Origin of the sequence: Pantoea sp. MHSD4 (assembly GCF_021043305.1) — a bacterium.
Taxonomy (GTDB): Bacteria; Pseudomonadota; Gammaproteobacteria; order Enterobacterales; family Enterobacteriaceae; genus Pantoea; species Pantoea eucalypti.
This window is the reverse complement of sequence record NZ_JAJNDH010000004.1, coordinates 449148-475244: the sequence shown is the minus strand read 5'-3', so window position 1 is coordinate 475244 and position 26097 is coordinate 449148. Positions and strand designations below refer to the sequence as shown.

Here is a 26097-nt window from a genome sequence, read left to right as displayed (position 1 = left end):
GAGAAATACGATGACTCAGAAAGTGATTTTAATTACCGGCGCTTCAAGCGGTATCGGTGCCGGCATCGCACGAGAACTGGCGAAAACGAATGCGATTCTGTTGCTGGGTGCACGACGTGAAAACCGTCTGGCCGCGCTGGCTGAAGAGCTAAGGTTCAATGGTGCTGAGGTGGCGATCAAAGCGCTTGATGTGACACGCCGTGAAGACGTTACGCAGTTTGTTGATTATGCACTGGAGAAATGGGGCCGCATTGATGTGATGATCAATAACGCCGGTATTATGCCTCTCTCACCGATTGCGGCGCTGAAGGTGGAAGAGTGGGATCAGATGATCGATGTGAACATCAAAGGGGTGCTGTATGGCATCGCGGCGGTGCTGCCGACCATGTTGACCCAACAGCGGGGTCACATCATCAATATTGCTTCAATTGGTGCTCTGGCGGTGTCACCCACTGCGGCGGTCTACTGCGCCACTAAGTTTGCGGTACGGGCGATTTCCGATGGTTTACGGCAGGAGAACAGCCAGCTGCGGGTGACCTGTGTTCATCCCGGCGTGGTCGAGAGTGAGCTGGCATCAACGATTACCGATCCAGAAGCCGCTGAGGCGATGCGACACTATCGCGCTATCGCGTTGCAGCCGGACGCCATTGGTCGCGCCGTGCGCTATGCCATTGAGCAGCCTGAAGAGGTAGATGTGAATGAAATTGTGGTGCGGCCAACCCGAACCCAGCATTAAGCCATTGGCCCGATGCGCTGAGTGCATCGGGCCGTATTATCAGTAAAGGCTTCGACGGGTACGCTGGACAGTAACGGCGATCGCCGTTAAGGCCACCAGCATCAGAAAGATCCCCAGACCCACCATTGCATTAAAGCCATAAGCTTTGAACAGCAGCAGACCGGCGATACAACCGCTCAGGAAGGAGAACACCGTCGTCAGATGGGTATGCAGCACCTTCTGGAAGAATCGACGGTCGTCGGTTTCGAGATGCACCGCGTGTGACGTATGAGCAAAAATCCAGGAACCCAGTGCAATACCGGCATCAGTCAGCGTGCCGGTAATGTGAGTCGATCTGACGCGGCCATTGGAAAGCTGCGTCGAGGTGGCATTATGAATCCCCATTAAAAAGCCCAGCATCACCAGCACTTCCCCGTTAAAACTTGGCCGGTAGAACACGATCTCAAAGAACGATGCCGCTGTCAGTGCTGCCCCTTCCGCCAGAATAATCAAACAGAAAATGGTGCGTAACTTATGTCTGATACCTACCACCACTGCCAGCCGGGCGACGGTACAGCCCAGCACAAAGGCCACAATCAGTGCCATTAAAAATAGCATGGTGTGCAGGTCGCTGGTCGTTACCTCCTGGGAGATCTGCGAGGTGTTGCCAGTCATATGTGACGGGAAAAATCCAAAGGCGCCCAGCGCCATGGCATTAAGGATACCGGCAGTGGTGGCCAGCACCAGCGCCAGTAAGCGGTCTTCGGTATGCGAACGAACTTTCTTCTTTTTTATCAGCACAGGCTTCCCCACATCAGGTGAATGCAAAAAACGTTCTAATACGGTTTCAAGCATACAACCTGATAAAAATTATTCCCGTCAGAACCAGATAACTCTGAAGAAATAAGCCATTAATTTTGCTGATTTTTATAAAGCAGATTCAGTTTACTTTTAAAAGTGTCAACGACGCGATGATTCACCAGTTGATGACCACAAAAGAGGCAGATAGCAAACTCAGTCAACGATAAAGAGCTTCGCGCCGGTGGAGGTAAACGAACGATGCGGTTCAGCATCATCTGCTACCTGATAACTGACGCCCGGTGTCAGTACGAAACGGCGTCCATCGGACAGTTCTGTGTGAAGCTCGCCCGCCATACAGAGTAAAATATGGCCCTTGGTGCACCAGTGATCGGCCACATAGCCCGGCGAATAATCGACCATGCGAACCCGGATATCGTTAAACGTCACAGTTCGCCATCTCGCCTCTCCCTGGTCGCCGGGATGAACCGTCTCTTCAACCTGATCCCATTCCGTCAGCCCAAACGGCAAATTATCTATTTTCATGCGATGTCCCTGAGACTGCGTTGAAGATGAGCGTTAAGAGAGAGCCTGGAAAACGGCCTCTTCAGCATGGATGAGCGTGGTATCAAATAGCGGCACGCTGGCATCGGTAGCGTCAACCAGCAAGGTAATTTCGGTGCAGCCCAGAATAATGGCCTCGGCCCCTTGTGCCACCAGCTGCTGCATGATCTCCCTGTAACGACGACGCGAGGCGGGATTGATTTCACCCAGGCAAAGCTCCTGGTAAATCACCTCGTGCACAAACAGGCGATCCGCTTCATCAGGCGTGATCACTTCAAGACCGAACTGCTCATGCAGTCGCCCGCGATAGAAATCCTGTTCCATGGTGAATCGCGTTGCCAGTAACCCGACCTTATGCACGCCAGCCTGCTGAATACGCCGTCCGGTGGCGTCAGCAATATGCAGTAGCGGGATGTCTGTGGCGGCGCTGATTTGCGCGGCCACTTTATGCATGGTGTTGGTACAGAGTACGATGAATTGCGCACCCGCCCTTTCCAGATTACGTGCTGCATCAGCCAGTATCTCGCCCGCCTGCTGCCACTCGCCCGCAGCCTGAAGTTGCTCGATATGCTGGAAATCAACACTATAAAGTACCAGCTCCGCCGAGTGCAGACCGCCCAGCCGCTGTTTAACCTGCTGATTGAGTATGCGGTAATAGAGTGCAGTTGACTCCCATGACATACCGCCTAACAAACCAATAACTTTCATGCTGCACTCCTGATTCAACGTTTTACTCTCAGCATGCCAGATTGCCATTGTTCGGCAACGGATTTAATCAGGCTGAGCTGTTCTGCGGCCTGAATCGCCGGGCAATCAGCATTAACACCACCACGCCAGCACTCATGATCACCCAGGCCTGCGTCAGTGATGCACCACTGTCGCGCACCCAGCCGGCCACCAGCGGCATCAGTGCTGCAATCAGGTATCCGCCACCCTGAACGCGTGACAGCAGAATGCCTGCCTCTCTGGCGTTGCGCGCATGATCCAGTGTGACAATCAGTGACAGCGGAAAGAGTGCGCCGATTCCTGTACCCAGCAGCAACACAGAGAGTACCGGCATCGTGTTCGGGTAGAACACCAGACTCAGCAGCCCCGCCAGTAACAATGTCAGCACGCCAAGCAGCAAAGGACGGCGGTCGGAAAAGCGATGTAACGTCGCTGAGACAATAAATCCTGCCACCACTTCGGTTAAGGTCAGCGCGGCGAGCAGATATCCGCTATGACGCGCACTCCAGCCCAGCTGTATATAGAATGGCGGCAGCCAGGCCAGTACCAGCGTGTAGGCCCCGGTGCCAATGCCAAAAAAGAGCATCAGTAGCAGTGTGCGCCGCACAGGCAGTATCGCTTCATCAACCGCTACACTCACCGGCGACGACCGCCTGACCGAGGACAGCCAGATTAGCAGCGTCACCAGCGCTAATCCTCCGGAGAGTGCCAGCGTGGGTTGCAGGCCCAGCAGGGTAAAAAGCGGCTCAGCACTCGCCGCAGTCAGTGCCGCTCCCGCCATAATGCCTGTGCTGAACAGCGCCATCAGCGTCGCCGCGGCCGTTGTAAAGCGTTGCCGAATCAGGGCAGGCATCAGCGCCTGAATGACACCAATTCCTGCGCCACCCGCCAGCGCAGTGAGCATCAGCTGAGCAGAGGTCAGGTTAACCCCGCGCCACAGACAGGCCGCCGTCAGAAGAAGCAAACCCGAGGCGATGCCCATCACCGGCCCAATACGGACGATCAGCCACGGCCCGGAAAGTGCCGCCAGACCCATCATCGCCACCGGCAACGTGGTCAGAAGACTGAACGAGGTAGCTGACAGTCCAGCCTGCTGTTGCAACACCGGAAACAGCGGGCCGATAATAGCCAGCATCGGACGCAGGTTTAGCCCGATAAGAAAGACGATCACAGCAAACAGAATGGGGAAGAGATTATTTTTCATCGTTGACACTCTGACAGAGGATTGACGATGACAGCATTGGGCTGCCACCATTTATCTTAACGTTAAGATAAATATCCCGCCTTGTTAAGAGGTGCAGCACAACCCGACAACATAACCCCAGCATTTACAGGTGATTTATGCATGACCATATTGATTTCGTTGTCAGCCAATGGGACAACGCGATGCCTGATCTTGATGCTTCTTCCATGCGCATCTTCGGCAGAGTGTTGCGTCTGATGAAACATCTGGCGAAAGCGCGCAGTCAGGCACTGGAGCCGTTTAGTTTTCAGGAGGGGGAGTTTGATGTACTGGCAACGCTGCGGCGGGCGGGCTCGCCTTATCGCCTGTCGCCCACGCAACTTTATCAGGCGCTGCTGGTAACCTCCGGCGCGATGACAAATCGGCTGAACCGGCTGGAACAGCAGCATCTGATTGAACGTGTGGCTGCACCGGATGATAAGCGCAGCATGCTGGTTGGGCTGACCCCGCACGGGCAGCAGCAGATTGAGGATGCACTTCGTGTCCACACCGCCACGCAGGCGGCGGTGCTGGCGCCGCTGGACGCATCAGAGCGTGCCGAACTGGAGAGGCTGCTGAAAACGCTGCTGCTGGCGTTTCCCGGCGAAGCTATCACTACAGACGAGCGTTTTTAGCGCTGCAGTTCGGCCACCGTCATGGTGAAAATAACCGGCTGCTGATCGGCACTGGCATAAGAATGCGGCATATCTGTCCGCGCCACCGCCGCACACCCCTGCTGCACGACCATTGTCTGCTCACCCACGGTTAATGCCAGTTTGCCCTGTTCAACGTGCAGCAGTTCAAGCGTGCCCGACGAGTGACCCGTGGAGCTGAAAACCTCGCCCGCAAACATTTTCCAGCGCCATAGCTCGATCATATCAGGTCCGCGTGTCCCCGCCAGCAGCTGCGCAGTTCCGCCCTGCTCACCCTGCCACAGCACGGGCATTTCGCTGTTCTCAATCAGCCAGGCGTCAGGTGCATGCGAGACATTGACGATATCCGCCACCGAGACACCCAGTGCGGCAGCCACTTTGCAGAGGATGGCAATGCTGGGATTGGCGGCGCCTTTTTCAATTTCAACCAGCATCCCTTTACTGATCCCTGCACGATGGGATAACGCATCCAGTGAGAGTTTCTGGCTTTTACGCCATCTTTTGATGCTCTCTGAGACAGCCTGATTAACACTGGCAACATCAGCGCCCGCATCGGTCGTTATATTGACTTTTTTGGTCATCGGTCATTACTATGGAATAAATTAGTCAATGAGAGAGTATCCGATGTTATCTGTTCATCCGTCAATCGATCCTGCGGTTCTCGCGCTCGCCCCCGGCTTTCGTGCCATGAGCATTGTGGTAGACGCTACGCCGATAACACGACCTGAGGTCGCCAGCGAAGCATTGAAGAGTGCCTGCCAGCAGGTGTTGCAGGATGATGTGGCCTGGGCAGATGCGCATCTGGCAGCCTGGGCCGAGGTTTTCAAAGCCTTTGGTGCTAAAGCGAAACGCACACCCTGTTCTGCTGAAGCATTGCGCAAGCGCGTGCTGCGGGATGGCGCATTGCCTGCTATCGATCCGGTTGTCGATCTCTACAATGCCATCAGCATTCGCTACGCCCTGCCAGTTGGAGGCGAAAATATTGCGGCTTATATTGGTGCGCCACGTCTGGTGATTGCTGACGGCAGTGAACGGTTCGATACCGTCAAAGAGGGCGAGGTGGTTGATGAGTCACCAGAACCCGGCGAAGTGATCTGGCGAGACGATCAGGGCGTAACCTGCCGCCGCTGGAACTGGCGTCAGGGTGTGCGGACCAGACTGGATGCCAGTGCACGCCAGATGTGGTTTATCCTGGAAAGTCTTCCGGCTATGCCGCTCATTGCGCTGCAACAGGCCAGTGACGATCTGATCTCGGGATTAGAGCAGATGATGCCAGGGGCACAGATCAGTGCAACGCTGATCGACGCGCCAGCCATCTGAACATTGCCCCAACACCGGTGATGCAGGGTTAACGTTGGCCAGAATCTGTGGCAGGATACGCGCCCTGCGTCTGGCCATACCCGGCTGACTGAACTGCATACAACCGGTGACTCTAATGGCTAAAGTAAAATATATTCTCCCGCTGCTGCTGATCCTGGCTCTGGCTGGCTGGTGGTTGATCCCGCACGACAGTGAGGAGGATAAAGCGTATTACGTCGCGGTATTCTGCGCGATTGATCATCGCAGTGCGCAGCCGCTTGATACGCAGATGCGCAACGTGATAGAAGGCGGCAATTCTGACTATGCGCTGCAAAAAATAACTTACAAGTCAGCGCTGGGCGACCGTGTGATTGGCCGCTGGCACCAACTGACGACGGATGATCAACAGCGCGCCGCCCAGGATAATGCAGCCTGCCAGCAACTGCTGACACGCTGATTTTCGGCGGGTGTAATTATGTGATGATCGAATCATTGAGGAAAAAGATGAGTCTGCCAGAACGCAAAAATTACGCAGAACTGGGCGAAGTAAAAGCACCTTATGTGCATGCCGTTAAGCATGGCAACACGCTTTATGTTTCAGGGCTGACTGCGGCTGGCACACCCGCTCAGCAGGGCGATATGGCTGAACAGGCAGAAGCTATTTTTGATCAGCTCAGGCATATTACCGCCGCAGAGCATACCTCGCTTGCCGCATTGCTCAAGGTCACAATATTTATCACTTCTTTCACTGAGATCACCGCGCTGAGGGAAGTGCTTTATCGCCATTATGGCGAGTATCTGCCAGCCAGCTCGCTGGTTCAGGTCAGCGGCCTTTTCTCCACAGATCTGCGTATCGAGATTGAAGCCATTTTTGCTTTATAAGTCGCAAACCGCGATCTCTCAGCTGCTATAGCTGTAGATCAGCAGCAGCGGAACCCCGCGCCAGATAACCGATGCGGTAGACCTCCTGTTGGTCTGCGGAACGCTGCTGTGAGGCGTCAATGCTTAATCCCTGCCAGCGGGTCACATCCCAGGCACTTAATCCTGCCCTCAGTGGCACTGTAGTCAGGTCCGAATGCCGGGGGATCGTCCAGCGATTCAGCGTCATAAACCGGGCGTCGGCCAGATTCGGAAGGTGGTTCTGCCCTTCCAGTGCCAGCCAGCTTTCGATGATCGGCCAGCCAAAATCTCTGACCAGCGTCGCGAAGCCAGGACTTTGCAGGAAACGCTGCATCCCATTCGCCTCCCGCCAGAAATAGATGGGTGCATAACGGTTTTCATTCAGTCCGCCATCATCACGGCAGGCCCAGAGATACGCCTTCGCCACCAGCCCCGGAAAGCCATCCAGCCGGGCACCGTTTAGCCTGATGCGCTGTTCAATGATGCCCATATCGTAGTCCGCAGGCAGGGTAAAACGGTAGTGCATGATAATCATAACGCCTCCTGTGCCAGCATCCGGCCACCGCTGAAGCTCCACTCTTCGGTGCTGTTGAACTGAATAATGATCATGACATCATCGGGATCGATCGCCATTTCCACCTGCAGCGCCGCACAAAGGGCATGATAAAACCGTTGCTTCTGATTCCGGGATCGCGGTCGGCCTGCTGTCACCTGAAACAGCACGAAATTGTCGCTGCGCCCGCCACTGAGATAGTGAATATCAAATACCCGCTGACAGGCTGGCAACATCTCAATCACCTGAAAGCAATCATGCTCAGGCACGTCAAACTCCGTCACCAGTGCTTTCTGGAGTAATGTTGAAATCGTATTCAGTGCCGCATCGCTGTAGCCCTGACGCAACGTGATTCGGGTGAATGGCATCAGCAGTTATCCTCCAGATAGCCCAGCGCGGTGACGGCGGCGGGCCAGCCAGCGTAAAACGCCAGATGTGTAAAGCTCTCCACCAGCTCATCCTGTGTCAGCCCGTTCTGACGGGCAAAATCGATATGCCACGGCAGCTGCTGAACGCGCCCCATCGCGGTTAACGTTGCCAGCGTCAGCAGGCTGCGCTCACGTGGTGACAACAGATGACGTTGCCAGATATCACCAAACAGCAGCTGCTGTGTCAGTTCGGCCAGTTTTGGCGCGCGTTGCGCCAGTGTTTCCCGATCCAGTGAATTTTCATTGCACACTCCTCAGTGGTCAGAGAGAGTGTTATTCATAGTCTCAATCCTGAAAATCAAATTAATCAGCATTCACCATCCGCATTTACAGGACGATAATGAATAAACTACCAGAGTCACTGGATATGGATGCGCTGCGCAGTTTCGTTGCTGGAATCGATGCTGGCAGCTTCGCGCTGGCAGCACAGCATCTCTGTCGATCAACGTCGGCTGTCAGTGCGCAACTCAAGAAACTGGAGCAGCAATGCGGCACGGCACTGGTGCTGAAAAAAGGGCGGCATCTCCAACTGACACGAAGTGGTGAACAGCTTATGAGTTACGCCAGACGGCTGCTGTCACTGAACGATGAGGCATTGCGGGCGGTGAAGGGCGAGGCGTTACAGGGTGAAATACGTATTGGCATGCAGGAGGATTTTGGCGAGGCGTTGATGCCTGCCATTCTCGGCGCATTTAATCGCCAGCATCCGGAAGTGAGGCTGACCGCTCGCGTCGACAGAAATCAGCCGCTACACACGGCGCTGGCGCGTCATGAGCTGGATTTGGCGCTGCTCTGGCAGGCGGAGCAGCAGACTGGCACACAGTTGATTGGTCAATGTCCGTTAGCCTGGATTCAGCATCCGGCATTTGATCTGGCAGGGTTTCTGTGGCGCGGCGAAGCGCTGCCGCTGGTGGCATTTGATGCGCCCTGTGTGATGCGAACGCGCGCCACCCAGGCACTGGATAAGGCAGGCATTCCTTGGCGGATCGTGTTCACCAGTCACAGTCTTAGCGGGATCTGGGCGGCAGTTCAGGCCGGGCTGGGTATAACCCTGCGCACCCGCGCAGGTATGCCAGAAAAGCTGGTGACGGAGTCAGACCGGTTGCCACAACCCGGCTATCTGGGAATCGCGCTGGCCCGCTCAGATCAGGGCAACGATCCGGCGCGTATGCTGCTGGAGCATCTCATCACGGAAGCTGCCCTGCCCTTTGTTCAGCGCCAGAGGCCTGACTAAATGCCTGCTGAATCAGCGAAGAACAGTAGGCTGATGAAATATCGCGATCACCGAACAGAATGTGGAACATAACGGGAGCCACGGCCACATCAACCATGCGATCAACATCAAAGCCGGGTTCGCCACGTTCACGTGCGCGGATGTTCAAAGTTTCCAGATGCTGATAGGTGAATCCACAGCACTTCTGGCTGGCTTCTTCAGCATGACTGCCGATCACATCGGCTAGCAGTTCACGACCGACTTTAGACGACATCTCTTCAGCGTATTGCTGGAGGAACAAAGTAAGGTCGCTGATCATCGATCCTGTATCTTCCGGTTCGGCGATTGGCCGCATCCGCGCTACTGCGACATCTGCCAGCAACTGGGCCAGATCACCCCAGCGTCGATAAATTGTAGAGGGCGTTACGCCTGCCTGTTCGGCGATCATCGGAACGGTAATAGCCGAACGGTCAACGGTTTCCAGTAATCGATTGACGGTGTTATGCACCTCTGCCTGAATACGTGCGCTGCGCCCACCCTGACGAATCATTTCCCGTGCCATCTTTCTCCCGCTTTTGTCAGTGATAACGTCACAGTTAAAGCAACAAAATTGCGTTAACGGAATTTGGCAGTGTACCGCATCTCAGGCTGAACAGGCGTTAAAGTGTGCTATCAGGCGAGGTCTTATCAGGGCTGAATTTTACTCAGGACTGAACTGACCGGTTCTGTATTGAGATGGGACGATGAATTATCCGATGCTCCTATCCATAAAAGACCGACTGCCATTACCGCTGAAATAAAAATTGTTCGAATATCCATAAATCCTCCCCGGAATAAGGTGAATAAAATAATTCATGCTGCGGAGAGTCAATCGCGGGATTAGCGGTGCTTTAAAGACGCCAGATATGAAAAGATGGCGCAGATTTGACCACGCCCGGTGATATAAAGAAGAATCAGACAGGTTTGGCGACAGTGTTGCCCGCCGCAATCCAGTCGGATCGGCTGAGGGTATACATCAGGCTGGCAGGCAAGCCCTCTGCATCCTCGACTCTTTTCAAAAAGGTTAAGCCCGCTTTCTCCAACACCCGCTGTGAAGCCAGGTGGTTTTCGCGCGTTACACCGGTGATAATGCTGAGTCCGGCTTCCTCGAAGCCATAACGAATAGCTCTGCGGGAAAGCTCTGTGGCATACCCTTTTCCCCAGGCCGCGGGCTCAAACCGGTATCCGAGATTATTGGTCTGACGGCCATCGAACTGGCTTCGGAATACCCCACCAAAACCAATGATTTTTTCCGGATGCGCTTTTTCGAATATCGTCCAGTCGCCAAAACCCTGGTCCCGATAACTCTCCTGTATGCGCTCCATAGCCTGCACAGCATATTCCCTGTCAGGCCAGGGACCTCGTGGATTAAACTTATGCGTTTCAGGGTCACCATAGATTCTGAAGAGGTCGTCAAGATCCTCACGAAGGGTAAATCTGTAAAGCAATCGCTCTGATTCCCAGACCATCCTGCGCTCCTTTTGGGTACTGATCAGATACCCTTTTATAGCAGCAGCCCTTTCTGACACCAACTTTTACGACGCTTCTGTGCCCGATAAAAACGTTGAGTTGTGGCCCGACTGAGGCGAGCACGCTGGATCGAGGCCGTTAATCTGCGATAAAAAAAGGACGCGCCTGTTGCTCGCGTCCGTTTATTTGTTACGCCTGACAATTAAGCTGGACTGTGAACACGAAACGAATCGACCATGCCACGCAGCGCATGGGCCTGTTCAGAGAGCGATTGAGACGCTGACGAAGACTCTTCCACCAGCGCGGCGTTATTTTGCGTCACGCCATCCATCTGACTCACGGCGATGCTGACCTGAGAAATGCCCTGCATTTGCTCAGATGAGGAGAGGGAAATATTATCCATCGCTTCAGCCAGTTCACTTACCATGCCGACAATCTTCAGAATGCTCTGGCCGGTTCCGGCTGCCACCGAGACGCCCTGCTCTACCTGACCAACAGTCTGCTCAATCAGTGATTTGATATCCCGTGCTGCGGTCGCGCTTCGCTGCGCAAGGGAACGGACTTCACCCGCCACAACCGCAAATCCACGTCCATCTTCTCCCGCCCTTGCGGCTTCAACGGCCGCGTTCAGTGCCAGGATGTTAGTCTGGAAAGCGATACCTTCGATTACGCTGGTGATATCGCGAATTTTTGCAGCACTGAGTGAGATACCATTCATGGTCTCGGACATCTGATGAACATCATTTTCACCGCTGCGTGCCAGTGATGCGGTTTCACGGGCCGAGCCTGCTGTCTGCTGTGCACCCAGCGTATTACTCTTCACCGTGGCGGTAAGCTGCTCCATGCTGGCAGCCGTTTCCTGCAATGCCGCCGCCTGCTCTTCAGTGCGCGAAGACAACTCGCTGTTGCCACGGGAAATCTCATCCGCCGCCAGCGCAACAGAGCCTGCAGATTCTTTGATGCGGGAGACCAGTTCACGCAGATTGGTCTGCATACTATCCAGTGAAGCCAGCAGGCTTTGGGTATCACCGCGACGCAATGCCACCGTCGTCGTAAGATCGCCAGAGGCGATAGCGGCAGCAAGCACCTGAGCCTGAGCGGGTTCACCGCCCAGTTGACGCATGAGCGTGCGGACAGTGAACAGACAGGTCGCCAGAGCCAGCAGGATGGAAATGCCCGCCAGAATCATCAGCGTGAAGCCGGTACGCGCCGAGGAGTCGCTGCTCATTACCACCGCTTTCTGCCCCTCCTCACTCTGGATCGTTGAAAGGGTATTAAGTGCATCAAGCAGAGTACGCTGTGCGGGGCGTGTCACCGTCAGAAGATAGGCAGTAGCTTCCTGTGACTTATTCTCCAGCCCCAACCGGCCAGCTTGCTCAAGTGAGTCGAGTGTCGCTTTTTCGGCAGAGAGACTTTTATCGAAAGCCTGGCGCGCAGCGGGAGTCGCATCATCCATCATGCGGGCCAGCTTCTCACGGTTAGTGATATAAATTGCCTTTTGGGCCAGTAACCGTTTCCATTCCGGCTCCATTGCTTTGGTATCGTTCAGTAGCGCCATGTTGCGCACCGCAATGCCCATGTCACGCAAGCTGCCGCGCATGTCGAGTACCATCTGATAGCGTTTCATCTTTACATTGACCACATCATTCATGCCATTACGGGCACTGCTGAGGGCATGTAACGCGATTCCGCTGCAAAGAATAAACAGCAAAATGAGCAGGCCAAAGCCGGTATACAGTCGAGTTGAAATTTTCACTGGCGAGTCTCATGAACGGTTGTAATAAGGTTGTAATGTATTCCTGGTATCGGCAGAGAAGGGAAAACATGTAGACACGACCGGTATTAAATTATTTCGTCGCTGACACTACGGCACGTATCGGTTTATTATTCCTCGGCGATAACCGGACTCTGTGACGCGTTTCAGACGTTAGCTTCATGCTTAAGATCTGTGTCGTATCGTCGTGAGTATTCTGGAAATTTATCAATGAAAGGACGATGAAAATGGCTGAGCAGCACAACATCATCACTGAACTGACTGAACTTGAGCATCTTTATGGGTCGGTTGCCAGGCCCTCAATTGCTAAGGTGACCGATCATATTCACCCCGCCTATCGGCCTTTTATTGCTGCCTCGCCTTTTGTCGCGCTGGCAACGTCCGGGCAGGAGGGTCTGGATGTTTCTCCCCGCGGCGATCCGGCAGGATTTATTGAAATCGACGATGAAAAAACCCTGCTGTTACCCGACAGGCGCGGCAACAACCGCATCGACAGCCTGCGTAATATTCTGTATGACAATCGGGTCGCGTTGCTTTTTCTGATTCCTGGTATTGGTGAGACATTACGTATTAACGGCACGGCGATGATCAGCACCGATCCGGCGCTACTTGAGCGCTTCGCCGTCAACAACCAGCGCCCCAAAACGGTGTTACGCATTAGCGTGGAGAGTGTTTTCTTTCAGTGTAGCCGGGCGATTATTCGCTCCGGATTGTGGGATGCCGAAACGCAAATATCCCGCCAGTCACTGCCCAGCACCGGCTCAATTCTTAAACAGATTGCAGAAATTGATGGCGATGCCTACGACAAAGCACTGCCTGAACGCCTGAAGAACACACTTTATTGAATGCTGTTCAGGATCAGTAGATCCTGTCAGTAAGCCAGGCAGCGATGGCGTCATACCAGGTCCTCAAGGATCTGCTTTGCATCAACGTAGTCGTATGAGGTGATTTCAATTTTATTATCACTGGGATCGCTAAAATAGACGGACATCGACACAGCGTGGTCACTGACGGTGAATGGGATCTTATTGTCTCTGAGAACAGGGATGAGTTCGCTAAATGAGGATGCTGCCACGCCAAAGGCCACGGTGTGACCGGGTAGCTGAGTGCTTCTGAGAAAAAGAGAGAGTGATGCCCGGTTATTCCTTATAACCAGCGGTCCACCCTGTTCGAACCAGAAATAAAGTGCATTGTCGCGGGAAAAGCCCAGGATCTTGTTATACCACGTCTCTGCCTGCTCAATATTTTCAACGTAAAGATGAATATGGTCGATCTCAGCTATTTTCATTACTCTGACTCCCTGATTATTATTCGCAGAAAGACTCGACTAAATGTTGTTGTAAAACAACTCGCAAAACAAAAAATGACTCATTGATGAGCGTCATGAAACTGGATTTTTCGACTCTATATTGCTGCTGGCAATACAATGTGCGCTCTCAACACGTCCTCTTCCTCAAAAGCACACACGCACACCCTGGTAACGATCGCAGGAATCGTTAAAGCAAAGATATTGCATTAAGACGCGGGTAGTCGTATACCTTAGCAAAAGCTAATATTTTGCATTAAGGTGATTTCCATGAATCCTGCATTGACACCTCAGGCCGCAACCCGGACCACGCTTTTTAGTTTTACCGGTGCGGCATTGATTTCAGCCACCAGCAGTGCGCCAACGCCACTTTACCCGCTTTATCGCAGCCTGTTTGACCTCACGCCGACCATGCTGACGCTGATATTTGGCGCTTATGCTTTCGCGTTGCTGGCAGCGCTACTGACGGTGGGTAAAGTGTCAGACTTTACCGGCCGCCGTCCGCTAATGCTGATGGCGCTGGGGATCAATGCGGTTGCGCTAGTGATCTTCATGACTGCCAGCTCTGCCACAACCTTAATTGCTGCCCGGCTGGTGCAGGGCTTTGCTACCGGTATCGCCTTGCCGACCTTTGGAGCCAGCCTGATTGACGCCAGTAAAACCCGCGGTCCACTTCTGAACTCAATTACCGCCTTTCTGGGAATGACGCTGGGCACGCTGGCAGGGGGAATCCTGGTCACTTTTGCGCCCTATCCTACCGTGACGCTCTATGCGCTGCTGCTATTACTGATGCTGGCCGCAATTGCACTGTTACCGCTGATACCTGAAACGATTGCACCCCAGCCTGGCGTCCTGGCCGCACTGCGCCCTCAGGTCAGCATTCCGCGACGCGCGCTGGGGCCGTTGCTAAAAGTGACGCCGGTTAACATTGCGACCTGGATGCTGGGCGGATTTTATCTGTCACTGATGCCCACGATGGTCGCGAACGCAACAGGCCTGACATCGCCGTTTATTGGTGGCTCGATTGTGGCGACATTGATGCTGAGCGCGTCGGCTGCGGTGTTCATTTTTCGTCTTTTACCCGCCGCACGAGCTTTAGTCATTGGTACAGTGATGCTGATGGCGGGTGTCAGCGTAACCCTGACGGGCCTTTCTCTGCATAGCGTGGTCTGGCTTTATGCGGGCACCGCCATTGCGGGTCAGGGTTTTGGATCGATTTTCGCCAGTGTGCTGAAGATCATTATGCCGTTAGCCGAAAGCCATGAGCGTGCCGGGCTGTTCGCCGCCTTTTTAATAAAAAGCTATCTTGCCTTTGCCCTGCCTGCTATTGCCGCAGGCATTGCTGCACCCCATATCGGCTTGAATCAGACCGCATGGTGCTATGGCATGACGATTATTGTGCTGGCGCTGGTGTCGCTGCTGGCTGTCAGAGGTCGCGATCCGGCCGGCGCGGCCAGTTCCTGACGCCCGCGGCGGTAAGATGTCTGCCTTGTCGTCCTGAAACCGTGATTTTCACTTACACTCAACGGATAAATTTCAGGCGCAGTGGTTGCGTAATACCGTGAGTATGATGTCGAAATCCCAATCAGATACCGTTTTAGCCAGGTTTTCTCCCGCCACCCGACGCTGGTTTTCAGGGGCGTTTGCTGCGCCGACAACGGTACAGCAGGCGGCCTGGCAGGCGATTGCCCGTGGTGAACATGCACTGGTCATCGCGCCTACCGGCTCAGGAAAAACACTGGCGGCTTTCCTCACCGCCATCGACACGCTGTTTCAGGTCAGAACCAGCCAGCCAGCACCCACGCGTGAAACCACTACCCGCATACTCTATATCTCTCCGGTTAAAGCGCTGGCCGCCGACGTGCAGCGCAATCTGAATCTGCCGCTGGCAGGCGTTTACGCCGAGCGGCAGGCACTGAATGAGCCCGAGATCACACTGAATATTGGCATGCGGTCGGGCGATACGCCCAGCGCTGAGCGCGCCAGATTATTGCGTCGCCCGCCTGATATCCTGATCACCACACCTGAATCGCTGTTTCTGATGCTGACGTCAAAAGCGCGCACGACACTGAAGGGCGTGACCACGGTAATAGTCGATGAGGTGCATGCAGTCGCGGGATCAAAGCGCGGTTCTCAGCTGGCACTGAGCCTTGAACGGCTGGATGCGCTGTTGCCGAAGCCCGCCCAGCGCGTTGGCCTGTCCGCCACCGTGCGGCCGGTGGAACGGGTCGCGGCCTTCCTGGGCGGCTGTCAGCCAGTGCAGGTGGTAAACCCAGCGGCCAATCGCACGCTGCATCTGACGATTGAGGTGCCGGTTGAGGATATGACTGACATTGCCAGCGCTGATAACCTGACAGATGACGTCACCTCTGCCAGCGGATCGATCTGGCCGCACATTGAAGCGCGCATTCTGCAGCAGGTCATGGCCCATCGCGCTACGCTGGTATTCGTGAATTCGCGAGGGCTGGCAGAGAAACTGACTGCACGGCTCAATGCGCGCTATCTGGCGCAGCAGGCAACTGCTGAGGTTCAGGATGCAGAGCGCACAGTTGACGACGATCTAATTGCCCGCTCGCACCATGGTTCTGTCTCCAAAGAACAGCGAGGCGAGATTGAAGCCGCGCTGAAACAGGGCAGACTGCGCTGCGTGGTGGCGACGTCTAGCCTGGAACTTGGCATTGATATGGGGCCGGTGGATCTGGTAGTCCAGGTGGGCTCACCTTTGTCAGTGGCCAGTGCACTGCAGCGTGTGGGTCGCGCCGGACATCAGGTGGGCGGCGTATCAACCGGCATTCTGTTTCCGCGCACCCGACGCGATCTGCTGGATTCCGCCGTCATAATAGAGTCGATGCGGGCGGGTCAGCTTGATGCGCTGGCGCCGCCGCGTAACCCGCTCGATATCCTGGCGCAGCAGACGCTGGCCGCCGTCGCTATGGATCCCCTGCAGGCCGACGAATGGTATGCGCAGGTCTGCCGTGCTGATCCGTTCCGCACGCTGTCACGACGTCTCTTTGATGCCACTCTCGATATGCTGGCGGGGAAATTTCCTTCAGATGCCTTTGCTCAGCTGCGCCCGCAACTGGTATGGGATCGCCTGAGTGGAATGCTCACGGCACGACCTGGCGCGCAGCATCTGGCCGTAACCAGCGGCGGCACCATTCCCGATCGCGGTATGTTCAGCGTCATTCTGCCAGAAGGTGAAGAACAGGCGGGATCCCGCCGGGTTGGCGAACTGGATGAAGAGATGGTTTATGAGTCGCGGGTCAACGACATCATTACCCTGGGCGCGACGTCATGGCGAATCCAGAAGATTACCCATGATCAGGTGCAGGTAGTGCCCGCACCTGGTCGTCCCGCTCGTCTGCCCTTCTGGAGAGGAGAAGGCGTGGGTCGCTCGGCGGATTCGGGGGCAAGTCTGGGAATGTTTTTGCGTCAGCTAAACGCGGCATCACCGGACGATGCACAGCAACAGCTTCACGCGCTGGGACTCGATGCCCGTGCAGTAACGAATCTGCTGACTTTACTGGCTGAACAGCGCGCGGCTACCGGTGTCGTGCCGGATGATCGCACGTTGCTGATAGAACGCTGCCGTGATGAAATCGGCGACTGGCGGGTCATCCTGCATTCGCCGTGGGGAAAACGGGTTAATGCGCCCTGGGCGCTGGCGATTGCTGCTCGTATCCAGCAACGTATGGGTATCGATGCCTCTGTTGCGGCCAGCGATGACGGCATTGTAGCCCGCTTTCCTGCCAGTGAGGGGCATTTACCCGCCGCTGACCTGTTCCGGTTCGATGCCGACTCGCTTACTCAGGAGGTCACTCAGAGTGTCGGCCAGTCGGCGCTGTTTGCCGCCCGCTTCCGGGAATGTGCCTCACGCGCGCTGTTGCTGCCGAGGCGTAATCCGGGCAAGCGTTCGCCGCTCTGGCAGCAGCGGTTGCGTGCAGGTCAGTTGCTGGAAGTCGCCCGTCAGTTTGACGACTTCCCGATCCTGATCGAAACCGCCCGCGAATGCCTGCAGGATGTCTACGATCTGCCTGCATTGCACCAGCTCATGGAAAAGCTGGCTCTGGACCAGATAAAAATGGTAGAGGTGACGACCGAACACCCCTCCCCTTTCGCTGCGCCACTGCTTTTCGGCTATGTCGCCGAGTTTATCTATGCCAGCGATGCACCCCAGGCAGAACGGCGCGCGTCATTGCTGGCGCTCGACAGTAATCTACTGGGTGAACTGCTTGGCCAGACCAGCAAGCGTGATTTACTGGCACCAGACGTTGTTGAACAGGTTGAAAAGGAATTGCAGCGTTTTGACACCCGCTATGACGCACAGCATGCCGAAAGCCTCATCGACCTGCTCCGCGACCTCGGTCCTCTCTCCCTTGCTGATATCGCGGCACGTTTTAGCGGCAACGATACGCAGATCAAAGAAGCACTGGCGCAGTTTTCTGCGGCCCGGCGAATCATTCCGGTTATCCTCGCGGGTGAACTGCGCTGGGCGGTGATTGAAGATGCGGCTCGCCTGCGTGATGCGCTTTCCGTGGTATTGCCTGATGACCTGCCCGCGACATTTCTGGTGCCACAAGCTGCTCCACTACCCGATCTGATTAACCGCTACGCACGGACCCATACGCTCTTTAACGCTCAACAGCTGGCTACACATTTTGGACTGGGAGTGGCCGTAGTGAATGAGGTGCTGTTTACCCTGCTTCAGCAGGGCAGCCTGCTGAATATGGGCACAGTAGCGGACAAATCGGAAACAGAGTGGGTCTCCTCAGACATCTTCAAACGGCTGCGCTTACGTTCACTGCAGTCAGCACGCGAAGCAACCCGACCTGTTTCACCCACCGCCTGGGGCAGTCTGCTGCTGGAGCGTCACGGCTTGCTTAGCGCGCAGCGTGAAGAGCTATCGGGCACCAACGGGCTATTACGGGTGATCGAGCAACTGGCGGGTGTGCCGTTGCCTGCCTCGTTGTGGGAGTCACAAATTTTGCGCGCCCGGATAGTCGACTATCAGCCTGCGATGCTCGACGAACTGTTAGCCAATGGCGAAGTAATCTGGTGCGGACATAAAGCGCTGGGCCAGAGTGATGGTCTGATCTCGTTTCACCTGACTGAATTTGCTGATGAAACGCTGCCGGTCATTGACACAACCCAGCCCCTTACATCGATACAACAAGCAACTATCGACGCATTAAGCCGCGGTGGCTCGTGGTTTGTTCATGAGATCATGGCGCAGATGGAAAATGAGGAGACCCATCCCACTGAAATCAATGATGCCCTGTGGCAGCTGGTGTGGCAGGGCTACGTCAGTTCCGACAGCTGGATTGCGGTACGTGGATTACTGACCACACCAGTCATGACCCGTTCGCGCCCAACGCGTTCTCTGCGCACCCGATTTGGACAGCGCTTATCTCCAGGCGCGCTTCCCGCCCGCCGGCCTGCGGTTAATAGGCTGGCGGGTCGCTGGTCGCGGATTCGCAGACAGGAAATTACGCCTGCCCGGCTTGGCCTGTCACTGGCAGAAAACCTGCTCGACCGTTACGGGGTGATCACCCGTGGCTGCGCGGTATCGGAACAGATCCCCGGGGGATTTCCGGCTTTGCAGCCGGTTTTACGTGGCATGGAAGATGCCGGTCGGCTGCTGCGCGGTCAGTTTGTCGCCGGGGCAGGCGGTGCGCAGTTTGCCGACCAACCGACCATTGAGCGGCTTCGGGTGCTGGCCGATAACCCGGAAACGCTGACAGAGGCTGTAGCACTCAGCGCACTCGACCCGGCTAATCCGTTTGGGGCAATGCTGAGCTGGCCGGTCCATGCCAGCGGTATTCGCCCGACCCGTCGTCAGGGTGGCCGGGTTGTGATCGCAGGCGGTGCGCTGATACTTTATCTGACCCCAGCAGGTAAAGAGTTACTGACGTTCAGTGAAGAGCCCGCGCGGCTTCAGACGGCGGTGGCGGTGCTGGGCATGGCGCTGAAACGGGATAAGTCGGCGAGTTTTACCCTGGAAACGGTAGATGGGGAACCGGTGATGCAGTCATCGCTGCTTAACGCACTGCGTCACGCCGGATTTTCACGCGTGCCGCAAGGCTTCAGCTGGTATAGCTGAGTTTTTTCGCGCTCGTTTGTTTCGCGTACAAAGTCGATGAAAGCCTTAAGCGGCGCCGGAATCAGACGCCGATCGCTGTAGTAGAGCCACGGGCCGGAAAAGGTCAGCCACCAGGACTGCAGCAGCGGTTCCAGTTTGCCGCTGTCCAGGGCTGGACGGAGCCACTCATCAAACAGATAAATTATGCCGCTTCCGGCAATGGCCGCGTCTACCGCCAGATCCATAGCACCCCCGACGGTGACCACCAGCGGCCCGCTGGTTTCAACACTGATTTCCTCACCCTCGCGGCTGAAGGTCCACTCCGCCATGATGCCGCTGGCGTAGCGACCCCGCAGACAGCGATGATGGATAAGATCGCGTGGATGTTCCGGGCGGCCATATTCAGCAAGATAGGCCGGTGAGGCTGCCAGCGCGAAACGCTGCAGACGCGGGCCTATGGGTATCACCACCGTATCCTGCTCCAGCCGCTCATCGTAGCGAATCCCGGCGTCACAGCCGTCACGAAAAACATCCTGTACATTGCTTTCCGCAACGATTTCCAGCCGGATATCAGGATAACGCTGCAGAAATTCCGGTACCAGCGCGGGCAGTATCAGCCGGGTGGCACTAACCGGGACATTCAGACGCAGCGTCCCACCAGGCGTATTACGGTAGCGATTGACCGCATCCAGTGCAGCATTAACTTCGTTCATCGCAGGCAGCAGACGTTCCATCAGCGCCCTGCCCGCTTCGGTTAACACGACGGTGCGGGTGGTGCGGTGAAACAGTCGGATACCCAGTTGCTGTTCTGCCCGGCGCACCGCATCGCTGAGCCGTGAGGCATTGCTTCCGGTCACGCGCGCCGCTTCCCGAAATCCTCCTGCTTTTGCTACCGCGACTACAGCATCAAGCAGCGCCATATCGATCGCCATTGTGCACCACCCCGTACAGTCCGTCCTGATTTCACCCGATAGTTGCACAGCTAAATCACCGTTACAATTGATCTACATTCACGCAGGAGGTTTTCATGTCAAATACCACCATGACTTATCCGTTAGGCGATCGTGAAGTCAACCGTCTTGGTTACGGCGCGATGCAATTAGCCGGGCCAGGTGTCTTCGGCCCAGTGAAAGATGAAGCCAGGGCAATACAGGTTCTGCGCGACGCTATCGCGGCTGGTGTCAATCATATCGACACCAGCGACTTTTACGGGCCGCATGAAACCAATCAGTTAATCAAAAAGGCGCTCTATCCTTATCCTCAGGATCTCTGCATTGTCACCAAAGTAGGCGCCCGTCGCGATGCGAAAGGTGGCTGGCAGGCGGCGATGGAACCCGAGGCGCTGACGCAGGCAGTGGAAGATAACCTGCGCAACCTTGGGCTGGACGTGATTGAGGTCGTGAACCTGCGCAGTATGTTGCATCCGGCTAAACCTAAAGAGGGCTCCCTGATGCCACAGCTGGAGGCGTTGCTGGCGTTACAGGCTCGGGGACTGATTCGGCACATTGGCCTGAGCAACGTCACTGCCACACAAATTGCAGAAGCGCAGGCCATCACACCGATTGTCTGCGTGCAGAATATGTATAACCTCGCGCATCGACAGGATGATGAACTGGTGGATCAGCTGGCGCAACAGGGCATCGCTTACGTGCCGTTTTTTCCACTGGGCGGTTTCTCCCCGCTGCAATCGGATCGGCTTAATGAGGTCGCAGTATCCCTGAAGGCTACGCCGATGCAGGTCGCACTCGCGTGGCTACTGCGGCGCTCGCCCAATATTCTGCTGATTCCGGGTACGTCATCGCCGGAACACCTTAAAGAAAACCTCGCCAGTGCCAGTCTGCAACTGTCAGATGAGGTGATGGAAAAGCTGAACGCGATATAACATCAGGCCCGCAATTTGCGGGCCTGATTCTCTGGTGGTTCAGAAATGGCTCAGGCAGGCTGCCAGTGGCGGCTTGTCGCTGCAACTGATGTGGTGATCAATTTGTTCAATCATGTAAGGGTAAAACGGGTTGGAGGTAGCACGCATGATCGAGTCCAGCCCGACAATCAGCACGGCACTCTCTCCGCGCAGTGAAAGCGTCCCAAAACTAATACCAAACTCATTCTTCTTAGCGGGTGCACTGCCATATAAACCATCCTCAGCAGGGAATGGAATGGCAACATGCGACAGCGAGTAGAGACCTGCCGGATAATCAATTGCCAGCGGTTTAATCTGTTCCTGAATCTCACCGGCAGGCACGCTTTTCGTTACCATTTCCAGCGACGTCGCTGAGGCATTAGTGATAACCGTTGAGGCATAACGGCGACGGGCAGCGGGCAAAAGCTGATTTACCGCGGTGTATGAGGAGTGACGAAATAGCGGACTAACGCTGACCGCCTGATTGATATCGAATAGCACCAGCTCACTGCCATTCTCCGGCAGGAAATTGTACAACGAGCGGATCACCGAGGATGTGCTGACAGTAGAATCCATAACCGACTGGAAAGTGAGTACCGGCGGGAAGGCAGACAGCTGTTTATTCCGTGCGTAATGCTGGATCTCTTTCTGCAGCGCCTGCGTCAGCAAATAGGTCTGACGGGCAGCGTGAACCGGGAAAGAGTTATATTTAAAGGGATTAAACTCCGGCACGATGTTCAGCCACGCGGTTTTTGAAAACGCCGGAAATACAGCGGGCAGCCCGGCAATACCGGCAAAGCGGGCAAAACGCGTTACACCAATCATCGGCGATAACAGTATGAGCTGTTGCGGACGACGCAGTGTGTGATCATCCAGGCTGTCGAGCGCGTATTTTACCGCCAGCGCCCCACCGTTAGAGAAACCGACCAGATGCAGCGGCGTCTGCGTGCCTGCCAGACGGGTCGCTTCTCTTACTGCGAGACGTGTGGCGGCCATCCAGTCCTGCCAGTCTACATCCGTCAAACCGGCAGGCACCGTACCGTGACCCGGTAACCTTATCGCGACAACCGCATAACCCTGTTGATAATAAACGTCTGCCACATGGCGCAGGCTATAGGGACTGTCGGTCAGACCATGTAACAGGACAACGGCACCGCGCGGGGTGCCCGTTGGTCGCAGGATATAAGAACGGTTCCAGTCCTGCACGAAACGGCCAGGGTAGATCATGCTGCCGGCGTAATATCGATTAAGTGGCGTTTTGTCTTCAGCTTCAAGTTTGTCGCTGACCTGCTGCTTCATCTCATTAAAAAGATGGTCTTCGGCATTGAGATAATCAGCATAAGTTGCGTTATCCAGCTGGCTCGCGGTCAGCTCATGGGGAATCCAGGTGTGCCAGCGCTTTAACTCCGGTCCGCGCTCGGCTTCATAAATGCGGATAATCAGAAGTAACAGTAATACCAGCCCCGTCACTATCCCCAGCCGCCAGAGTCTGCGTTTAGCCGTTTTCCACTTCCGGTTCATACGTCCTTTCCTGAAAAATTAAAACCCATAATGACACCACGCGAATAAAAAGCTGCGATTATAGCGGAGAGTGGGATGCGATCATTGTCAGTAGTCATGCTAGCTTAATCCGGATTTACAGAAAGACTTAGCGGAAAAATGCAGAGAGAGACGCTGGCGATTTCAGCCTGAAATCGCCAGCGCTGTATAAAAATAGAACAGAATATTTGCTGATTACAGTGAATGCTTTGGCGGCCTGGAGATGAAGGGAAGCGCTTAGGGATGAATTAGCGGGAAATGGTAACGACGTAAAACCGGATCCGGCCGGCAGGCCGAATCCGTTGAGGGGTTATAACGCTTCAGCCTCTCTGCGCTTTTCACCGAACTTCTCTTTCATGTGGGACTCAATCTCTTCAAGGCTCTTGCCCCGCGTCTCGGGCACCATCGCCATCACAAAGAATAGCGACCCGACATTAATTGCGGCAAAGATAAAGAAGGTCGTGCTGCCTGCATATTCCATAACAGGTGGGAAACCAAATGCCACCACAGCATTAAATATCCACTGTAGTGAGACAGCACCACCGGTTAATACGCCACGCAGTTGCATCGGGAACAGCTCCGACATCATCAGCCAGTAAACCGGCGAGATGCACATCTGCATACAGAACAGGAACATCAGAATGCATGCCAGGGCGAGATAGCTCTGCATCACACTGGAGCTCATAAAGGTCAACACGCTGCCCAGCATGATCTGTGCCGTGATGACCAGACATAAACCCGTAATCAGCATGGTGCGACGCGGGAAGCGACTAATGGCCCAGATACCGACAAACGTGGCCAGAACAGAAACCACGCCATTACCGATGGTGGCGGCTATTGAGGCACTGGTCCCCAGACCAGTCGACTTCAGAATGATCGGTGTGTAGTACATGAAGCCGTTGACACCAGTAAACTGCGCGACAAAGCCCAGTCCGACACCAATAATCATCAGACGGATAACCCACTTCTCACGGATCAGTGTTTTCGCATCCGGCCCGCGTTCTGCCGCCCTCGCCTGCTTCTTCATCTGCGCCATCTCATGACGCACTTCGCGCGGCGTTTCACGCAGATACTTCAGGATCTTTTTCGCCTCTTTTAAGCGCCCTTCCGCCACCAGCCAGTGTGGGGACGCAGGAACGAAGAACGTGCCGATGAACAGCAGGAATCCCGGTACCATCGCAATCGCCAGCATGTAACGCCACAGATGTTCATCATGCAGCAGATAACTCAGAAGCGTACTGGCGACATAGGCAATAAGCTGTCCGGTCACGATCATCAGCTCATTGCGGCTTACCAGAGGTGCACGCAGGCGCGGTCCGGCAATCTCGGCAATAAACACCGGTACAGTTGAAGAGCCACCGCCGACAGCAATCCCCAGCAGGAAGCGCATCGCCACCATAATATTCACTGAGGGCGCCAGTGCCGTTCCCAGTGAACCCAGAACAAAAATCACAGCCAGGCTGCGTAACGTAATACGGCGACCAAAACGATCAGAAAAGAAACCACTCAGGAAAGAACCGATGGCGGCGCCGAACACCAGCGAAGAAGCTACAAGGCCTTCAGTAAATGAATTCAGTCCCAGGCCGCCCTGACCGGGTGGTGAACTCATATAAGGTAACGCACCCGAAATAATCCCGGTGTCATAGCCAAAAGCCAGCGCGCCCATAGTGGCAACCAGCACCACGAGAAAAATGCGCTGGCGTACCGTATCCGCAGGCGCGTGATCGCCTGCTTCACCAGAGTCTGGTGTATTCGTACTCATAATATTCCTGCCATTAATTAGTTAAACATCCGTTTGATTACATTTCATACGGAATAGAAATGGAACATATTTACCGATTGGGCAACGAAGTGTAGACGGTATTTGAAAGTTAGCTTTAGCAATACGCCTTTCAGGGGGAGATAAATAATTAAAGAAAGAGACTGGAGTAACCGTGACCACCTGAACGTCTTTTCTGACTTCGAATCCCTGACGTACCGACTGGAATGCGCCACAGACTCGCCATGCTGTGAAGCAGCACAGGTCTGTGTTCACAGCTCTATTAAACGCGCTAACCATGCCGTTTCTTGTTTGCTGAGTGCCGCTGCGCAGCTCATTCTCAGCTAACCATCCACTACTGAAGACGTGACGGTTGCCTGGTTCGCCGCTTAATCAGTGGGGAAGCCCTTAGCAACGAGCGAATCAAATCAACAATCCTGATTACTGCTTGCTGACTGGGATAAGGTCGCGAGGTGAGCTCAAAGCGGGTAAAGGAATAGACATATTGGTGGGATATAGAAGTCAGATGTTTTTGAGATGCTGAGCATTAAAATCTATTCGCCACTTTAAAGCCTGCTTTATGAAATATCACAGGATGATAAAAAGTGCTGTGGTGCAACGCTGCACAACACTCTGTTTACTGATTGCAGTGGTCAGCGGGTTTATCTGCCGCCTGATTCTGATAGTGCGGGTAAACTGGCACTGATAAAGGGGATGGTTACGTTGAGAACGGCGTAATGCCAGATTCACTGTAAACAGCGATTGTTTATAGTTTTTGTTTTCATGCTGCTTAATGACATCTGCATAGGGTTTAGCTGGCGATGCTCAGTGAGTCTACACAACATAGTGAATCTGATGCTTACCGGGTTTCAGGTTGTGATTCAACACTGACACTTTCGTTACTCTAACCCCATTCCTGATACCTTTACGCTGAGATCCACACCGTGAACATGCTATTGCTCAGAAAATAAGTTTGTTACGAGAAAAAAGTTATCCACTTTTTCTGTGGATAAGTGAGGGATATTTTATGAGTATCTTTTTTCATGCACTATCCATGACCTCTCTGACCGTAATGTGAGATTCATAGAGGCTCTCATTTTTCCAGGCATGTGCAGTTTCAACAAAGAATAGCCATTAACCAAGTGGCGATTTCAGGCTGA

25 protein-coding genes are annotated in these 26097 nt (G+C 54.7%); 10 read left to right on the top strand and 15 right to left on the bottom strand.

All coding sequences use genetic code 11. From position 1 onward, the window contains the following. The first annotated feature begins 10 nt into the window (after positions 1-10). Positions 11-736 (top strand): SDR family oxidoreductase, encoded by a 726-nt coding sequence (locus LQK91_RS15285; protein ID WP_039661722.1) that lies wholly within the window; start codon positions 11-13, stop codon positions 734-736. Positions 737-775: 39 nt separating this feature from the next. Here the strand turns inward: LQK91_RS15285 and LQK91_RS15280 are convergent, their stop codons facing one another. The 4 genes from LQK91_RS15280 to LQK91_RS15265 form a co-directional block, all read right to left on the bottom strand. Beyond that, positions 776-1570, bottom strand: coding sequence for a YoaK family protein (locus LQK91_RS15280; protein WP_008924487.1), 795 nt, complete (start codon positions 1568-1570; stop codon positions 776-778). A gap of 159 nt (positions 1571-1729) precedes the next feature. Next, positions 1730-2059: a DHCW motif cupin fold protein gene (locus LQK91_RS15275; RefSeq protein ID WP_105099602.1), complete on the bottom strand. Its 330-nt coding sequence runs from the start codon at positions 2057-2059 to the stop codon at positions 1730-1732. Positions 2060-2092: 33 nt separating this feature from the next. Beyond that, positions 2093-2785 (bottom strand): aspartate/glutamate racemase family protein, encoded by a 693-nt coding sequence (locus LQK91_RS15270; protein ID WP_105099603.1) that lies wholly within the window; start codon positions 2783-2785, stop codon positions 2093-2095. Between the two features lie 67 nt (positions 2786-2852). Beyond that, the gene (locus LQK91_RS15265; RefSeq protein ID WP_105099604.1) at positions 2853-4007 is read right to left on the bottom strand and encodes an MFS transporter; all 1155 of its coding nucleotides are present in this window, start codon (positions 4005-4007) and stop codon (positions 2853-2855) included. A 137-nt stretch (positions 4008-4144) separates the two neighbouring features. Here LQK91_RS15265 and LQK91_RS15260 point away from each other — a divergent pair, with 137 nt between their 5' ends. Next, the gene (locus tag LQK91_RS15260) at positions 4145-4660 is read left to right on the top strand and encodes a MarR family winged helix-turn-helix transcriptional regulator (RefSeq protein WP_033761321.1); all 516 of its coding nucleotides are present in this window, start codon (positions 4145-4147) and stop codon (positions 4658-4660) included. Here LQK91_RS15260 and LQK91_RS15255 read toward each other — a convergent pair. Beyond that, positions 4657-5259 (bottom strand): XRE family transcriptional regulator, encoded by a 603-nt coding sequence (locus LQK91_RS15255; RefSeq protein ID WP_033761318.1) that lies wholly within the window; start codon positions 5257-5259, stop codon positions 4657-4659. The genes LQK91_RS15260 and LQK91_RS15255 overlap by 4 nt on opposite strands. 43 nt (positions 5260-5302) lie before the next feature. Between LQK91_RS15255 and LQK91_RS15250 the strand changes: the two genes are divergently transcribed. The 3 genes from LQK91_RS15250 to LQK91_RS15240 all read left to right on the top strand — a co-directional run bounded on the left by LQK91_RS15250 (position 5303) and on the right by LQK91_RS15240 (position 6859). Next, on the top strand, positions 5303-5998 hold the full coding sequence (locus LQK91_RS15250) for a B3/B4 domain-containing protein (RefSeq protein ID WP_105099605.1): 696 nt from the start codon (positions 5303-5305) through the stop codon (positions 5996-5998). Between the two features lie 115 nt (positions 5999-6113). Then, on the top strand, positions 6114-6434 hold the full coding sequence (locus LQK91_RS15245; protein WP_105099606.1) for a hypothetical protein: 321 nt from the start codon (positions 6114-6116) through the stop codon (positions 6432-6434). A gap of 47 nt (positions 6435-6481) precedes the next feature. Next, entirely contained in the window at positions 6482-6859 is a 378-nt protein-coding gene (locus tag LQK91_RS15240; RefSeq protein WP_105099607.1) for a RidA family protein, read from the top strand. 25 nt (positions 6860-6884) lie between these two features. Here the strand turns inward: LQK91_RS15240 and LQK91_RS15235 are convergent, their stop codons facing one another. From LQK91_RS15235 to LQK91_RS15225, 3 genes are read right to left on the bottom strand one after another with little or no spacing between them, the layout of a single operon-like run. Next, positions 6885-7412: a DUF4865 family protein gene (locus tag LQK91_RS15235; RefSeq protein WP_105099608.1), complete on the bottom strand. Its 528-nt coding sequence runs from the start codon at positions 7410-7412 to the stop codon at positions 6885-6887. Then, on the bottom strand, positions 7409-7798 hold the full coding sequence (locus LQK91_RS15230; RefSeq protein WP_039661737.1) for a tautomerase family protein: 390 nt from the start codon (positions 7796-7798) through the stop codon (positions 7409-7411). The genes LQK91_RS15235 and LQK91_RS15230 overlap by 4 nt, the downstream gene beginning before the upstream one ends. Then, positions 7798-8109 (bottom strand): carboxymuconolactone decarboxylase family protein, encoded by a 312-nt coding sequence (locus LQK91_RS15225; RefSeq protein ID WP_105099609.1) that lies wholly within the window; start codon positions 8107-8109, stop codon positions 7798-7800. The genes LQK91_RS15230 and LQK91_RS15225 overlap by 1 nt, the downstream gene beginning before the upstream one ends. Positions 8110-8198: 89 nt before the next feature. Between LQK91_RS15225 and LQK91_RS15220 the strand changes: the two genes are divergently transcribed. Further along, a complete protein-coding gene (locus LQK91_RS15220) occupies positions 8199-9092 on the top strand; it encodes a LysR substrate-binding domain-containing protein (protein WP_105099610.1) in 894 nt (297 codons plus the stop codon). Here the strand turns inward: LQK91_RS15220 and LQK91_RS15215 are convergent. From LQK91_RS15215 to LQK91_RS15205, 3 genes are all read right to left on the bottom strand, one after another. Beyond that, positions 9046-9633 (bottom strand): TetR/AcrR family transcriptional regulator, encoded by a 588-nt coding sequence (locus LQK91_RS15215; protein WP_008924471.1) that lies wholly within the window; start codon positions 9631-9633, stop codon positions 9046-9048. The genes LQK91_RS15220 and LQK91_RS15215 overlap by 47 nt on opposite strands. 391 nt (positions 9634-10024) lie before the next feature. After that, positions 10025-10579 carry a GNAT family N-acetyltransferase gene (locus LQK91_RS15210; protein WP_105099611.1) on the bottom strand — a complete coding sequence of 185 codons (555 nt, stop codon included), beginning with the start codon at positions 10577-10579 and terminating at the stop codon, positions 10025-10027. 203 nt (positions 10580-10782) lie between these two features. After that, positions 10783-12336, bottom strand: coding sequence for a methyl-accepting chemotaxis protein (locus LQK91_RS15205; RefSeq protein WP_105099612.1), 1554 nt, complete (start codon positions 12334-12336; stop codon positions 10783-10785). 245 nt (positions 12337-12581) lie between these two features. On the opposite strand from LQK91_RS15205, the gene LQK91_RS15200 reads away from it, so the two are divergent. Further along, positions 12582-13199 (top strand): pyridoxamine 5'-phosphate oxidase family protein, encoded by a 618-nt coding sequence (locus LQK91_RS15200; RefSeq protein WP_105099823.1) that lies wholly within the window; start codon positions 12582-12584, stop codon positions 13197-13199. 50 nt (positions 13200-13249) lie between these two features. On the opposite strand, the gene LQK91_RS15195 is transcribed toward LQK91_RS15200, so the two are convergent. Beyond that, positions 13250-13642 (bottom strand): VOC family protein, encoded by a 393-nt coding sequence (locus tag LQK91_RS15195; protein ID WP_003848232.1) that lies wholly within the window; start codon positions 13640-13642, stop codon positions 13250-13252. Between the two features lie 288 nt (positions 13643-13930). Here LQK91_RS15195 and LQK91_RS15190 point away from each other — a divergent pair, with 288 nt between their 5' ends. After that, positions 13931-15124 carry an MFS transporter gene (locus tag LQK91_RS15190; protein ID WP_105099613.1) on the top strand — a complete coding sequence of 398 codons (1194 nt, stop codon included), beginning with the start codon at positions 13931-13933 and terminating at the stop codon, positions 15122-15124. A 106-nt stretch (positions 15125-15230) separates the two neighbouring features. Continuing rightward, a complete protein-coding gene (locus tag LQK91_RS15185; RefSeq protein WP_425590762.1) occupies positions 15231-19760 on the top strand; it encodes an ATP-dependent helicase in 4530 nt (1509 codons plus the stop codon). On the opposite strand, the gene LQK91_RS15180 is transcribed toward LQK91_RS15185, so the two are convergent. Then, complete coding sequence (locus LQK91_RS15180; protein WP_105099615.1) at positions 19712-20671, bottom strand: LysR family transcriptional regulator; 960 nt, start codon at positions 20669-20671, stop codon at positions 19712-19714. The genes LQK91_RS15185 and LQK91_RS15180 overlap by 49 nt on opposite strands. A gap of 95 nt (positions 20672-20766) precedes the next feature. On the opposite strand from LQK91_RS15180, the gene LQK91_RS15175 reads away from it, so the two are divergent. Beyond that, the gene (locus LQK91_RS15175; RefSeq protein WP_008924462.1) at positions 20767-21621 is read left to right on the top strand and encodes an aldo/keto reductase family oxidoreductase; all 855 of its coding nucleotides are present in this window, start codon (positions 20767-20769) and stop codon (positions 21619-21621) included. Positions 21622-21660: 39 nt separating this feature from the next. Here the strand turns inward: LQK91_RS15175 and LQK91_RS15170 are convergent, their stop codons facing one another. Both LQK91_RS15170 and LQK91_RS15165 read right to left on the bottom strand, forming a co-directional pair. Then, the gene (locus LQK91_RS15170; protein ID WP_105099616.1) at positions 21661-23160 is read right to left on the bottom strand and encodes an alpha/beta hydrolase; all 1500 of its coding nucleotides are present in this window, start codon (positions 23158-23160) and stop codon (positions 21661-21663) included. A 328-nt stretch (positions 23161-23488) separates the two neighbouring features. Continuing rightward, the gene (locus tag LQK91_RS15165; protein ID WP_003848221.1) at positions 23489-24940 is read right to left on the bottom strand and encodes a sugar porter family MFS transporter; all 1452 of its coding nucleotides are present in this window, start codon (positions 24938-24940) and stop codon (positions 23489-23491) included. Positions 24941-26097 lie beyond the last annotated feature (1157 nt).